The 13,952-nt window shown below is 57.6% G+C and carries 12 protein-coding genes; all 12 read right to left on the bottom strand.

Going from position 1 to position 13,952, the window contains the following annotated elements; all coding sequences use genetic code 11:
* On the bottom strand, positions 1 to 921 hold the full coding sequence (locus FHW04_RS07855) for a D-alanine--D-alanine ligase (protein WP_089561378.1): 921 nt from the start codon (positions 919 to 921) through the stop codon (positions 1 to 3).
* Positions 914 to 2,389, bottom strand: coding sequence for a UDP-N-acetylmuramate--L-alanine ligase (gene murC / locus FHW04_RS07850; protein ID WP_031375974.1), 1,476 nt, complete (start codon positions 2,387 to 2,389; stop codon positions 914 to 916). Before murC ends, FHW04_RS07855 begins: the two co-directional genes overlap by 8 nt.
* A 70-nt stretch (positions 2,390 to 2,459) precedes the next feature.
* Positions 2,460 to 3,518, bottom strand: a complete 1,059-nt coding sequence (murG, locus tag FHW04_RS07845) for an undecaprenyldiphospho-muramoylpentapeptide beta-N-acetylglucosaminyltransferase (RefSeq protein WP_031375975.1) — start codon at positions 3,516 to 3,518, stop codon at positions 2,460 to 2,462.
* The gene (gene ftsW / locus FHW04_RS07840) at positions 3,515 to 4,729 is read right to left on the bottom strand and encodes a cell division protein FtsW (RefSeq protein WP_031375976.1); all 1,215 of its coding nucleotides are present in this window, start codon (positions 4,727 to 4,729) and stop codon (positions 3,515 to 3,517) included. Before ftsW ends, murG begins: the two co-directional genes overlap by 4 nt.
* Entirely contained in the window at positions 4,729 to 6,045 is a 1,317-nt protein-coding gene (murD, locus tag FHW04_RS07835; protein WP_089561377.1) for a UDP-N-acetylmuramoyl-L-alanine--D-glutamate ligase, read from the bottom strand. Before murD ends, ftsW begins: the two co-directional genes overlap by 1 nt.
* 2 nt (positions 6,046 to 6,047) lie before the next feature.
* Positions 6,048 to 7,130 (bottom strand): phospho-N-acetylmuramoyl-pentapeptide-transferase, encoded by a 1,083-nt coding sequence (mraY, locus tag FHW04_RS07830; RefSeq protein ID WP_031375978.1) that lies wholly within the window; start codon positions 7,128 to 7,130, stop codon positions 6,048 to 6,050.
* Positions 7,124 to 8,482, bottom strand: coding sequence for a UDP-N-acetylmuramoyl-tripeptide--D-alanyl-D-alanine ligase (gene murF, locus FHW04_RS07825; protein WP_089561376.1), 1,359 nt, complete (start codon positions 8,480 to 8,482; stop codon positions 7,124 to 7,126). Before murF ends, mraY begins: the two co-directional genes overlap by 7 nt.
* On the bottom strand, positions 8,479 to 9,966 hold the full coding sequence (murE, locus tag FHW04_RS07820; protein ID WP_089561375.1) for a UDP-N-acetylmuramoyl-L-alanyl-D-glutamate--2,6-diaminopimelate ligase: 1,488 nt from the start codon (positions 9,964 to 9,966) through the stop codon (positions 8,479 to 8,481). The genes murF and murE overlap by 4 nt, the downstream gene beginning before the upstream one ends.
* Positions 9,953 to 11,719: a peptidoglycan glycosyltransferase FtsI gene (locus tag FHW04_RS07815; RefSeq protein WP_031375981.1), complete on the bottom strand. Its 1,767-nt coding sequence runs from the start codon at positions 11,717 to 11,719 to the stop codon at positions 9,953 to 9,955. The genes murE and FHW04_RS07815 overlap by 14 nt, the downstream gene beginning before the upstream one ends.
* 16 nt (positions 11,720 to 11,735) lie before the next feature.
* Entirely contained in the window at positions 11,736 to 12,056 is a 321-nt protein-coding gene (gene ftsL, locus FHW04_RS07810; protein ID WP_031375982.1) for a cell division protein FtsL, read from the bottom strand.
* Positions 12,053 to 12,994: a 16S rRNA (cytosine(1402)-N(4))-methyltransferase RsmH gene (gene rsmH / locus FHW04_RS07805; protein ID WP_031375983.1), complete on the bottom strand. Its 942-nt coding sequence runs from the start codon at positions 12,992 to 12,994 to the stop codon at positions 12,053 to 12,055. The genes ftsL and rsmH overlap by 4 nt, the downstream gene beginning before the upstream one ends.
* Positions 12,995 to 12,996: 2 nt before the next feature.
* Positions 12,997 to 13,455, bottom strand: a complete 459-nt coding sequence (gene mraZ, locus FHW04_RS07800) for a division/cell wall cluster transcriptional repressor MraZ (protein WP_069728434.1) — start codon at positions 13,453 to 13,455, stop codon at positions 12,997 to 12,999.
* Positions 13,456 to 13,952 lie beyond the last annotated feature (497 nt).

Raw genomic sequence — 13,952 nt, 5'->3', positions numbered from 1 at the left:
TCAGTCGGCCAACTCCAGAATATGCGCAACCAGCTGCGCGAAGCTCATGCCGGCCTGTTTCGCCGCCATCGGCACCAGGCTGTGGCTGGTCATTCCCGGTGAGGTATTGGCTTCCAGCAGCTGGAAATTGCCCGCACCATCGGTCATCACATCCACCCTGCCCCAGCCGCGACAGCCAAGCGCACGCCAGGCCGCCAGCACCAGTTGCTGTAATTCAGCTTCACGCGCCGGGCTCAGGTCGGCCGGACAGACGTACTGAGTATCGTCAGAAATATATTTTGCTTCATAGTCATAGAACTCGCTGGCGCTCTTTATTTCGATAGAGGGCAGGATGCGATCGCCCACAATCGCCACCGTGTACTCCGCGCCGCTGAGAAACGCCTCGACCAGCACGTTATCGTCGTGCTCAAAAGCGGTTGCCAGCGCGTCAGGCAAGGCGCTCAGCGCATTGACCCGGCTGATTCCCACGCTGGAACCTTCACAGGCGGGTTTGACGAATAACGGCAGTCCGAGCGCAGCAATGGCCGCTTCCGTCTCTGCATCCAGCCCGGAATCGAACTGCTGGCGCGTCAGCCAGACAAACTGCCCGGAAGGCAAACCGCGTCCCTGCCACAGCAGCTTGGTGCGCAGCTTGTCCATGGTGACCGCTGACGCCATCACGCCGCTGCCGGTGTAAGGCAGCTGCAGAAATTCCAGCACCGCCTGTAGCGTGCCATCTTCGCCGCCACGACCATGCAGAGCGATAAACGCTTTGGTAAAGCCCTGCTCTTTGAGCGTCAGTACCGACACATCGCGGGTGTCGACAGCGTGCGCGTCAATCCCGCTTTCACGTAGCCCGGCCAGCACCGCCTGACCAGACATCAGCGAAACCTCACGCTCGGCGGACGTCCCGCCCATCAATACTGCAACTTTGTCAGCCATGACGATCCTCCGCTTTACGTTCCGGCTGGAGCTTACAATCCGCCAGCTTGCGGGCAACCTTGCCGACGTTACCGGCACCCTGCACCAGAATCAGATCGTTGCCAGACAGCAGCGGTGCCAGCATTTCTGGCAATGCGTCATGCTCAGGCACCAGAATCGGATCAACCTTGCCGCGATTGCGAATCGCACGGCACAGCGAGCGACTGTCAGCACCAGGAATCGCCGTCTCGCCGGCAGAGTAGACATCCAGCATCAACAGGACATCGACCTGTGACAGCACGTTAGCGAAGTCATCAAACAGATCGCGGGTACGGGTATAGCGGTGCGGCTGAAATACCATCACCAGCTTTTTATCTGGCCAGCCGGCGCGTGCCGCTTTAATCGTCGCATCGACTTCGGTCGGATGATGACCATAATCATCCACCAGCATCGCACTGCCCACCTGACCGTTTACCGGTTCGGTCGGGAATTCACCCAACAGATCGAAACGGCGGCCGGTGCCCTGGAAACTCTCCAGCGCGGCCAGAATCGCGTTGTCATCGATGCCCTCTTCGCTAGCCACGGCTACGGCCGCCGCCGCGTTCAGTGCGTTATGACGACCCGGCGCATTCAGGGTAATCTGCAGCAGCGGTTTATCCTGACGGACCAGCGTAAAGTGCCCTTGTGAGCCGCGCTGATGATAATTTTCAATGCGGAAGTCCGCATCATCACTGAAGCCGTAAGTGGTGATTTGACGTCCCACGCGCGGGATCAGGTCACGAATAACCACATCATCCACACACATCACTGCACGGCCATAAAACGGCAGGTTGTGCAGGAAGTTAATAAAGGTCTGCTTCAGGTTCTCGAAGTCGCCCTGATAGGTATCCATATGGTCGGCTTCGATATTGGTGACAATCGCCACCATCGGCTGCAGGTGCAGGAACGACGCATCGCTCTCATCGGCCTCCGCAATCAGGTAACGACTGCTGCCCAGGCGCGCATGGGTACCTGCGGCTTTCACCAGACCGCCGTTAACAAAGGTCGGATCGAGACCGCCCTCTGCATAAATACTCGACACCATCGCCGTGGTGGTGGTTTTGCCATGGGTACCGGCAACGGCAATGCCATGACGGAAACGCATCAGTTCAGCCAGCATTTCGGCCCGGCGGATCACCGGGATGCGCTGCTCACGTGCAGCGACCAGCTCAGGGTTGTCCTGCGCAACGGCGCTGGAGACCACAACCACACTGGCGTCGGTCACATTCTCAGGGCGATGGTTGAAATAAATGGTGGCACCCAACGCAATCAGGTTCTGGGTCACCGGGTTAGGGGCCAGATCTGAACCGCTGATATGGTAGCCTTCATTTGCTAACACTTCGGCAATACCGCCCATGCCAGCACCGCCGATGCCGACAAAGTGGATGTGCCGGACGCGACGCATCTCGGGCACGATAGTTCGCAGTTTTGCCAATTGTTGTGTATTCATCGCTCTCAATTACCTGCTCTTTCAGTTTGTGCTCAACCCGAGCACGGGTCAGACGCGCTGACCGGAATGATTACTTTGCGGCGCGAGCCACTTCCTGCGCGACCCGCTCGGTCGCATCGGGGATCGCAACCTGACGGGCCTGTTCGGCCATCGTCAGTAATGTCGGGCGATCCCAGTGGCGCAGCAGATCCGCTACCGCCTCCGCCGTAAACTGCGGCTGCTCAAAAATTCGGGCCGCGCCCGCTTTCTCCAGCGGCAGCGCGTTCCAGTACTGCTGGCGATCCTTGTGCTGAAACGGCACAAAAATCGCCGGTAAACCGGCAGCAGCCACTTCGCTCACCGTTAAGGCGCCGGAGCGACAGACCACCACATCAGCCCATGCATAGGCTGCGGCCATATCATCAATAAACTCGGTCACCTTGTGCTGGGTCTGACCGACCTGCTGATAGGCTTTTTCAACTACCGGCAAGCCGCCTTTCCCGGTCTGGTGCCACAGCGTGATCTGATCACCCAGTTCAGCGGCAACCTGCGGCAGCGTCTGGTTCAGCACCCGCGCGCCCTGACTGCCACCAATCACCAGTACCCGTATCGGGCCACTGCGCTGGGCCAGACGTTCAGCCGGCAGCGGCAGCGCCAGCACATCGGTACGCACCGGATTGCCGACCACATCCGCCCGGGGAAACGCGCCGGGAAATGCCTGCAGCACTTTGGTGGCGATTTTCGCCAGCCACTTGTTGGTCAGGCCGGCAATGCCATTCTGCTCATGCAGCACCACCGGGATACCGCAACTCCAGGCCGCTAAGCCGCCCGGTCCGGAGACATAACCGCCCATCCCCAGTACTACATCCGGTTGCCAGGCTTTCATGATGCGACGCGCCTGACGCCATGCGTTGAAGATGCGCAGCGGAGCCAGCAGTAACGCCTTAACGCCTTTGCCGCGCAGTCCGCTGATGCGAATGAAATCGATGTCGATGCCGTGCTTCGGCACTAAATCCGCTTCCATACGGTCGGCAGTACCTAACCAGCGGACCTGCCAGCCCTGTTCCATCAGATGATGGGCAACAGCCAGACCGGGAAAGACATGCCCACCGGTTCCGCCTGCCATCACCATCAATCGCTTACTGCTCATCGACCACCTCGGGTAAACGCCTGCGCTTTCGCCAGGCGCGTTTCATAATCTATGCGTAACAAAAAGACGATGGCGGTCGACATAATAATCAGACTCGACCCGCCGTAACTGATCAGCGGCAGGGTCAGACCTTTAGTGGGCAGCATACCTGCTGCCGCGCCGACGTTAACCAGAGCCTGAAAGCTAAACCAGACACCAATTGAACAGGCCAGAAAGCCGGAAAAACGCTGATCCAGCTCCAGTGCACGGCGGCCAATCGACATCGCACGAAAAGCGACGAAGAATACCATTAACAGCGCCATAACCACACCGATGTAGCCGAGTTCTTCACCGATAATCGAGAAAATAAAGTCGGTGTGCGCTTCCGGCAGATATTCCAGTTTTTGCACCGAGTTACCCAGCCCCTGGCCCCAGAATTCACCGCGGCCAAATGCCATCAGCGACTGGGTCAGCTGGTAGCCGCTGCCGAACGGATCTTCCCACGGGTTCCAGAACGATGTGACGCGGCGCATACGGTACGGTTCGGCGATAATCAGCAGCACCACGGCAAAAATGCCGGAGCCGATGATGGCCAGGAACTGCCACAGTTTGGCACCGGCCAGGAAGAGCATGGCCAGCGTGGTGACGAACAGCACCACCACGGTACCGAGGTCCGGTTGCGCCAGCAGCAGTACTGCCAGCACCACCATCACGCCCATCGGCTTACAGAAGCCCCAGAAGTTGTTACGCACCTCTTCCACTTTGCGCACCAGATAGCTGGCGAGATAGCAAAACAGGGTAAGTTTGGATAACTCGGCTGGCTGGATACGCAGCGGTCCGAGGGCGATCCAGCGCGATGCACCGTTAACCGAACTGCCGACCACCAGTACAATCAGCAGCATGGCGACGGATGCCATTAACATCACGTTGCTGTAGCGCTGCCAGAAATCCATCGGCACCCGCAGCGTGACCAGCGCCATACCGACCGCCAGCGCGATATAAAACGCATCACGCTTGGCAAAATAGAACGGGTCATCGTTGAGACGCTGACCAACCGGCATTGAGGCGGAAGTCACCATCACAAAACCAATCACTGCCAGGCCGAACGTCAGCCACAGCAGCGTGCGGTCATACAGCACCAGCGAGGTATCATCGCTTTCGCGCGATCCCATCACCCAATCTTTCAGACGACCCGAGAAGAACCGCGCCAGACCCGCGCCAGGAATATGCATCAGCTCAGCTCCTTCGCCAGTTGGGCGAACTGTTCGCCACGCTGTTCAAAGTTACGGAACTGATCAAGGCTGGCGCAGGCGGGTGACAACAGCACCATATCGCCTGACTTCAGCTGCGGGACGATCTGTTCCAGCGCCTGACGCAGGGTTTCGGTGCGCACCGCAATCTCCGGACGCAGCGAAGCCAGCGCATCGCCATCGCGGCCAAAGCAGTAGGTCCGCACGTTGTCACCCTGCAGATAAGGCGTCAGCGGTGAAAAATCGGCTGATTTACCGTCGCCGCCCAACAGCAGCCACAGGGTGCCGGTAACCTGCAGGCCATTCAGCGCCGCCTCGGTACTGCCCACGTTGGTGGCTTTGGAATCGTTGATCCAGCGCACGCCCTGATGCTCAAGCACCAGCTGGAAGCGATGCGCCAGACCATTAAACTGGGTTAATGCAGCCAGGCTGGAAGCGCGCGGCAGCCCTACTGCATCGGCCAGCGCCAGCGCCGCCAGCGCGTTGGTGTAGTTGTGTTGTCCCACCAGCTTCATTTCAGCGGTGTTCAGCACCTTCTCGCCTTTCACCCGCAGCCAGACATTGCCCTGCTGCTTATTAAGATGATAGTCACCGAAGTCAATGCCAAAGCTGACGCAACGCGCATCTGCGCCGCGTACCGGCATGGTCAGCGCGTCATCTGCATTGACGACGCACACCTTCGCATTTTCATAAATACGCAGTTTGGCAGCACGATACTGCTGCATGCCCAGCGGATAGCGATCCATATGATCTTCACTGACGTTAAGTACCGTCGCCGCTGCCGCTTTCAGGCTGTGAGTGGTTTCAAGCTGGAAGCTGGAAAGTTCCAGTACATAAAGTTGCGCCGGTGACTGCAACAGGCTGAGCGCCGGCAACCCGATATTGCCGCCCACGCCGACCTGCCAGCCGGCCGCTTTCGCCATCTCACCCACCAGCGTAGTCACGGTGCTTTTACCATTGGAGCCGGTAATCGCCACGATCGGCGCCTGGGCTTCACGGCAGAACAGCTCAATGTCGCCGACGATTTCAATGCCGGCTTCTATCGCTTCGCTCAGAATCGGATGGGCCAGCGCGACGCCTGGGCTGGCGACAATCAGGTCGGCATCCAGCAGCCAGTCACCGTTAATGCCACCCAGATGGCGTTCCACCTGCGCCGGCAATTTCTCCAGCCCCGGCGGCGACACACGGGTGTCCATAACGCGAGGCGTTACGCCCTGCGCTAAAAAGAAATCAACACAGGAGAGACCGGTCAGGCCTAACCCGATGATGACAACTTTTCTTCCCCGATAGTCAGCCATGATTAACGCACCTTCAGCGTGGCCAGGCCAATCAGCACCAGCATTAGCGAAATAATCCAGAAGCGCACAATGACGCGCGGTTCCGGCCAGCCCTTCAGTTCATAGTGGTGATGGATCGGTGCCATGCGGAAAATACGCTGGCCGCGCAACTTAAACGATCCCACCTGCAGGATCACCGACAGCGTTTCAACCACGAATACGCCACCCATGATCACCAGTAAAAACTCCTGACGCAGCAGCACCGCAATAGTGCCCAGTGCGCCGCCTAACGCCAGCGAACCCACATCGCCCATAAAGACCTGAGCCGGATAGGTGTTGAACCACAGGAACCCCAGCCCTGCCCCGACGATAGCGGTACAGACAATCACCAGCTCACCGGCATGACGCAAATAAGGAATATGCAGATACTCGGCAAACTTCACGTTCCCGGTTGCCCAGGCCACCAGCGCGAAGCCAGCCGCCACAAATACCGTTGGCATAATTGCCAGCCCATCAAGGCCATCGGTCAGGTTGACGGCATTGCCGGTGCCGACAATCACAAAGTAGGCCAGCAGCACATAAAACAGCCCCAGTTGCGGCATGATGTCTTTGAAAAACGGCACCACCAGTTGCGTTGCGGGGGTATCCTTGCCGGCGACATACAGGGCAAACGCCACGCCGAGCGAAATCACCGACATCCAGAAATATTTCCAGCGGGCGATCAGGCCCTTAGTATCTTTGCGCACCACCTTGCGGTAGTCGTCGACAAAACCGATGATCCCGAAGCCGATCAGCACCACCAGCACGCACCAGACATACGGGTTTGACGGATAAGCCCACATCAACACCGAAATGGTGATTGAGGTAAGGATCATGATGCCGCCCATGGTCGGGGTGCCGCGCTTGCTGAAGTGCGATTCCGGGCCATCGTTACGAACTACCTGACCAATCTGCAATTTTTGCAGCCAGGCAATCAGGCGCGGCCCCATCCACAGGGAGATAAACAACGCGGTCAGCAGGCTGACAATGGCGCGAAACGTCAGATACGAAAAGACGTTAAAGCCCGAATAAAAAGCGACCAGATGCTCGGCCAGCCAAACTAACATGTTCCTTTCTCCTGTAAGCTCTGTACTACCTGCTCCATGGCGGCACTACGCGAACCTTTAATCAAGACAGTCATTTCTTTGTGTTCGGACAACAACTGACGTAAACGTTCAGTCAGGGCGGTTTTATCGCTGAAATGTTCGCCAACGCCGCTGCTTTCGCTGATCAACTGGCTAACGTTCCCCACGCTCAGGACCTTATCGATACCGGCAGCACGCGCCGCCAGCCCGACTTCACGGTGACACTGTTCGGTCTCTTCACCCAGTTCCGCCATATCGCCAGTGACCATCACCCGATAACCCGGCATTTCTGACAGTACCTGCGCCGCAGCGGTCATCGATCCGACGTTAGCGTTATAGCTGTCATCCAGCAGCAACTGGTGCGCAGATAAACGTATCGGGAACAGGCGGCCCGGCACCGACTGCAGGGTTTTTAGCCCTTGCTGTATCGCACTCAGCGGAGCATCAACCGACAGCGCCAGAGCCGCCGCGGCCAGCGCGTTGGCGACGTTATGCCGTCCCGGCAGCGGCAGCGTAATCGCCACCTCACCGCGCGGCGTCACCATCACAAAGTGGGTGCCATCATGCGCAATGCTGATATCACGAGCAGAGAAGTCACATCCGGCCGCCTGCGGCGAGAAGCGCCACACCGTCTGGTCCTGCAGATGCGCCTGCCAGTTCGGCCAGTCATTGCTATCCGCATTAAGGATCGCCGTACCGTTGGCGGGCAATCCCATAAATATTTCACCTTTGGCTTTAGCGACGCCTGCCAGCGAGCCAAATCCTTCCAGATGCGCCGCCGCCAGGTTGTTGACCAGCGCGCTCTCCGGCCGCACCAGATCGGTGGTGTACGCGATCTCGCCCTGATGATTAGCACCCAGCTCAATCACCGCATACTGATGCTCTCTGGTCAGACGCAGCAGCGTCATCGGGACGCCAAAATCGTTGTTAAGGTTACCGGCGGTATAGAGGGTTTCACCGCACTGGCGCAGGATCGCTGCGGTCATCTCTTTGACCGACGTTTTTCCGGATGAACCGGTCAGCGCTACGACCCGGGCTGTCGCCTGCTGGCGTACCCAGGCCGCCAGCTTGCCAAAGCCCAGTCGGGTATCTTCAACCACTACCTGCGGAACGGCGACAGGTAAATGCTTACTCACTAACAGCGCCTGCGCGCCGCTAGCAATTGCATCACCCACAAAGTCATGGGCATCAAAACGTTCGCCAACCAGCGCGATAAACAGGCTGCCTGCCGTTACCTTGCGGGTGTCCGTGGTGACGTCCGTCACGGTTAAATCACTGCCATACAGCGTGCCGCCGGTGATGTCAGCGAGCGTCTTTAAGGAAACCGGGATCATGCCGCGCCTCCCAGCAGCGCCGCTACCGTGGCACGATCGGAGTAATCCAGCCGGCGATTGCCGATAATCTGGTAGTCTTCGTGGCCTTTACCCGCCACCAACACGATATCTTCCGGCTGCGCCTGCATGATGGTGTTGGTCACCGCCTGCGCACGCCCGGAGACGACGCGGGCGCGACCCGGGTCCAGCAGGCCGGTCAGGATATCTTTCACAATCGCCTGCGGATCTTCACTGCGTGGGTTGTCATCGGTGATCACCACTACATCGGCGAATTGCTCAGCAATGGCGCCCATTAACGGACGTTTGCCTTTATCACGATCGCCGCCGCAGCCAAACAGGCACCACAGTTTTCCTGTGCAGTGCAGGCGTGCGGCTTCCAGCGCTTTTTCCAGCGCATCCGGGGTGTGGGCATAATCAACCACTACCGTCGGTTTGCCATCAGCACTAAACACTTCCATCCGGCCGTTGACCGGCTGCAACTTCGATGCTGCGTTGATCAGTGCGTCAAGCGGATAGTCAAGTGCCAGCAGCGTCGCCAGCGCCAGCAGTAAGTTGCTGACGTTGAACGCTCCCATCAGACGGCTGTCGATCTCGCCTTCGCCCCAGCTGGAGCTGAAGCGGATGTTCGCGCCGTTATCGTGATACTGCACCGCGTCGGCTTTCAGCCAGCGGCCGTGGCAGCCAGGCTGTAAATTATTTTCCATCGTCACGGCAACGGCATCAGGCAGGCTGGCCAGCCAGCGACGGCCGACTTCATCATCGGCGTTCAGAATCGCCTGACCAACCTGATGCTCAGAGAACAGCAGCCATTTGGCGGACTCATAGCGCTGCATATCGCCGTGATAATCGAGGTGATCGCGGCTGAGATTGGTGAATACGGCGGCCGCAAACGGCAACGCCGCGACACGGTGCTGAACCAGGCCGTGTGAAGAAACCTCCATCGCGGTCAGTGTGGCACCTTGTTCCGCCAGATCGTGCAGCAGATGCTGAACATCGACCGCTGAGCCGGTGGTGTTTTCCGCCGGCACAAGCTGGCCGATCAATCCGTTGCCCACCGTCCCCATCACTGCACTGGTTTCGCCCAGCAGGTTGGCCCACTGCGCCAGCAACTGGGTGGTGGTGGTTTTTCCGTTGGTGCCGGTGACGCCGATCAGCGTCTGTTTTTCGCCCGGCTGCTGATAGAAACGTCCGGCTAATGCTGACAGACGCTGATGCAGCTGCGTCAGATAGATAACCGGTACGCCGTGCATTTCACGGATTTCGCCATCGGCCGCTTCCCCTTCGGCTTCGGCCACCACGGCGGCAACGCCTTGTGCAATCGCCTGCGGGATGAAACGGCGTCCATCGGCCTGATGGCCTGCAATAGCGACAAACAGATCGCCGGAAGCCGCGGTACGGCTATCCAGTGTCATGTCACGCAGTGGACGCGCCGGCGCGCCTGGCACCCAGGGGCCGAGTAAGTCGCGCAGGTTACGATCTGTCACTTGATTCCTCACTTCTGTTAGTCACCAACTCGTTCTTGTCATTGGTTGGTAACGCATCCGGCTCGATGTTCATGGTGCGCAGTACGCCGCCCATGATGGCACCAAACACCGGCGCAGAAACCGCACCACCGTAGTACTTGCCGGCCTGGGGATCGTTGATCACCACCACCAGCGCGAATCGAGGATGACTGGCAGGCGCGACGCCTGCGGTATAAGCAATGTATTTATTGACGTAGCGTCCATCCGGCCCGACTTTTTTAGCGGTACCGGTTTTGATGGCGATGCGATAGCCTTTAATCGCCGCTTTCACCCCGCCGCCGCCGGGCAGCGCCACGCTTTCCATCATGTGCATCACGGTTTTAACCAGTGACTCATCGAAAACGCGTTGTCCCGCGACAGGGGGATCGACCTTAGTGATCGACAGCGGACGGTTGATGCCGTAGCTGCCAATGGTTGCGTAGACTCGCGCTAACTGTAACGGCGTTACCATTAGCCCGTAGCCGAAAGAGAAGGTGGCCCTCTCTATGTCGGACCACCGTTGTTTTTGAGGGTATAAGCCACTGCTTTCCCCGACCAGCCCCAAATTGGTCGGTTTACCTAGCCCAAAGCGCGCGTAAGTATCTACCAGCGCTGAGGAAGGCATCGCTAACGCCAGACGTGAAACCCCGACGTTACTCGATTTCTGTAAAACCCCGGTCAGGGTCAGTTCGCTGTAGCGCGCCACGTCTTTGATCTCATGACCATTGACGCGGTACGGCACGGTATTCAGTACGCTATTCTCTTTGACCACACCGCGCTGCAGGGCGGTCATCACCACCATTGGCTTGACGGTAGAACCCGGCTCGAAGATGTCGGTGATGGCGCGGTTACGCATCAGATCTTTCGGCGTGTTGCTGAGGTTATTCGGGTTGTAAGCCGGGCTGTTGGCCATCGCCAGCACTTCGCCGGTATTCACGTCTACCAGCACCGCAGTGCCCGATTCAGCTTTGTTAAAGGCGACGGCGTTGTTCAGTTCGCGATAGACCAGCGCCTGTAAGCGCTCATCGATGCTCAGGGTCAGGTTATGCGCAGCGCGGCTATCCACCGAGGAGATATCTTCGATTACCCGACCAAATCGGTCTTTACGCACCGTTCGTTCGCCCGGTGCACCGGTCAGCCATTTATCAAAGCTTTTTTCGACCCCTTCGATACCCTGACCGTCGATATTGGTAAAACCAATCAGATGAGACGTGACCTGCCCCGCCGGGTAGTAACGGCGTGACTCTTCACGCAGATGGATACCAGGCAGTTTCAATTTTTTGACGTACTCGCCGATGGCCGGATTGACCTGGCGCGCCAGATAGACAAAGCGGCCTTTGGGATTGGCGTTAACCCGCGCGGCCAACTGGTCGAGCGGAATCGAAAGCGCATCCGACAGCGCCTTCCAGCGGCTGTCCAGCGTTACGCCGCCGCCGGCATGCAGCTCTTTGGGATCGGCCCAGATAGCGTTGACCGGCACGCTCACTGCCAGCGGTCGTCCGGCGCGGTCGCTGATCATACCGCGCGACGTCGGCACCGCCTGAACGCGCAGCGAGCGCAGATCGCCCTCTTTCACCAGCCTGTCAGGATTAATCACCTGCAGCCAGGCAACACGCGACAGTAATCCTCCCAGTGCCAGCAAAATACAGCCGCACAGCAACGCAAAACGCCAGCTTACAAAGCTGGCTTTATCTTCCGGTTTCTTCAACTTCAGCGTTCTGCCTGCGCCGCTCATTCGCTATCTGAGGTCCTTATTTCTGCACCACAATATTTTCTTGTGAAGGATCAACATGCTGCAATTGCAACTTCTCGGTTGCGATTCGTTCAACACGACTGTGATCGCCCAGGGCGTTCTCTTCCAGGATCAGGTTGCGCCATTCGATATCCAGCGCATCCCGCTCCAGTACCAGCTGTTCACGTTGCGCCGTCAGCAAGCGCGTTTTGTGCGTGGTGGTGACCACCAGTACCGCAGAAACCAGCACGGCGATCAGCAGCAACACCGGAATCTTGCCTTTCCGCAGCAGATCGCCGCCAATCACGCCAGGCAGGCTGTGGCGCTCATTACCGATCATGCGTCGGTCTTCTCCGCGATTCGTAATACCGAGCTGCGCGCGCGTGGGTTTTCAGCCACTTCAGCCTCGCCCGGCGACAGTTTGCCCAGCAACTTAAGTTCTCGTCCGCCCAGCGCGCGTAACTGCTGTTCCGTCATTGGTAATCCAGCTGGCACCTGCGGCCCGCGGCTCTGATCGCGCATAAAGCGCTTCACCAGCCGATCTTCCAGTGAGTGGAAGCTGATGACCGACAGACGTCCCTGCGGTGCCAGCACCTCAACCGCGCCTTTCAGCGCGATGTCGATCTCTTCCAGTTCACTGTTGATCCAGATTCGAATCGCCTGGAAGCTGCGCGTCGCCGGATGCTTAAATTTATCTTTCACCGGCGTGGCGATGGCGATCACCTCAGCCAGCTCTTTGGTGCGTGTCATCGGCTGCTCGCGGTTGCGCTCAACAATGGCGCGGGCGATACGTTTGGCGAAACGCTCTTCGCCATAGGTCTTCAGCACGAAAGCGATGTCGGCTTCTTCAGCGTGGAGCAACCACTCAGCGGCGGAATGACCCCGCGACGGGTCCATTCGCATATCCAGTGGTCCGTCGCGCATAAAGGAGAAGCCGCGTTCGGCATCATCCAGCTGCGGCGACGACACGCCTAAATCCAGTAAAATGCCGTCAATTTTGCCGACTAATCCCCGTTCAGAAACGTACTCCGCCAGCGCGGAAAAAGGACCATGAATAATGGAGAAGCGCGGATCGGTGATCTCAGCGGCCGCGGCAATAGCTTGCGGGTCACGATCGATAGCGATGAGCTTTCCCTTCGCCCCAAGCTGCGAAAGAATTAAGCGCGAATGACCGCCACGACCGAATGTGCCGTCGATGTAAATCCCGTCTTCCCTGATATTGAGGCCGTTAACCGCCTCATCCAACAGCACGGTGGTATGTTTAAAATTTTCCTGCATAGCTATAGCGACAAGTCCTGCAACCGCTCAGATAAAGGCTCCTGAGCCGACTGTTCTGCGTCAATATCGTCCCTGACTTGTTGATACCAGGTCTGTTCATCCCACAGTTCAAACTTATTGAACTGTCCAACCAGCATCACTTCTTTGGTTAATTTAGCGTGTTGGCGAAGCGTATTCGCCAGCAACAAGCGCCCTGCATTATCCATCTGACACTCACTGGCATGGCCCAGTAACAGGCGCTGCACGCGGCGCTCAAGTGGATTCATACTGGATAAGCGGGCCAGCTTTTTTTCAATGATTTCCCATTCGGGCAGGGTATAAAGCAACAGGCATGGCTGGTGGAGGTCGATGGTACAGACCATCTGCCCCTGAGACTCGCTGTTCAGTAAATCGCGATATCGCGTTGGTACTGCGAGCCGCCCTTTACTGTCGAGATTGACTAACGTTGCTCCGCGGAACATGCCAGCCTTACCCCCCGCTCACCCATTTGCGCCACTTTATCCCACTTTTTACCACGAAACGAGTTTAAGGACCCGATGAAATCCTTGTCAAGCCGGAGCGGCAGTTGAATATCACTATTTGCAGACCGGTGAATTAGCGTCTGGCGACGTTATATTCAAATAAAAGGCAAAAATAAAAATTAAGCTGATGAATACCTGAATAAAAATAGCGGGCCGGGGAAAAACGGCTAAAAATGAAACAATGTAAAGCGCTAAATATTTATCGCAGTTTCTGAGACAGCGGCGGCATTTTAGGGGATTTCTTAAAGGAAGCCCAGCGGCTTCAGGCGGGACGGGAACAGAAGGTTTGTTGAAGTTGTAAACAAATAATAAAAAATAAAGCTTTTTGATTTGTTAGATTCAGTGAGCAGAATTTACGCTTTTTTACCTCCTCCCGCTATCAGAACCGCCAAAGGCCACAATTTAAAACAGGCGGGCAGCTTAATACTGCCCGTCAC

The sequence above is a fragment of the Pantoea sp. AN62 genome (assembly GCF_050432985.1).
Taxonomy (GTDB): Bacteria; Pseudomonadota; Gammaproteobacteria; order Enterobacterales; family Enterobacteriaceae; genus Pantoea; species Pantoea brenneri.
The sequence above is the reverse complement of the archived record's forward strand: the minus strand, read 5'-3'. Positions and strand labels throughout refer to the sequence as shown.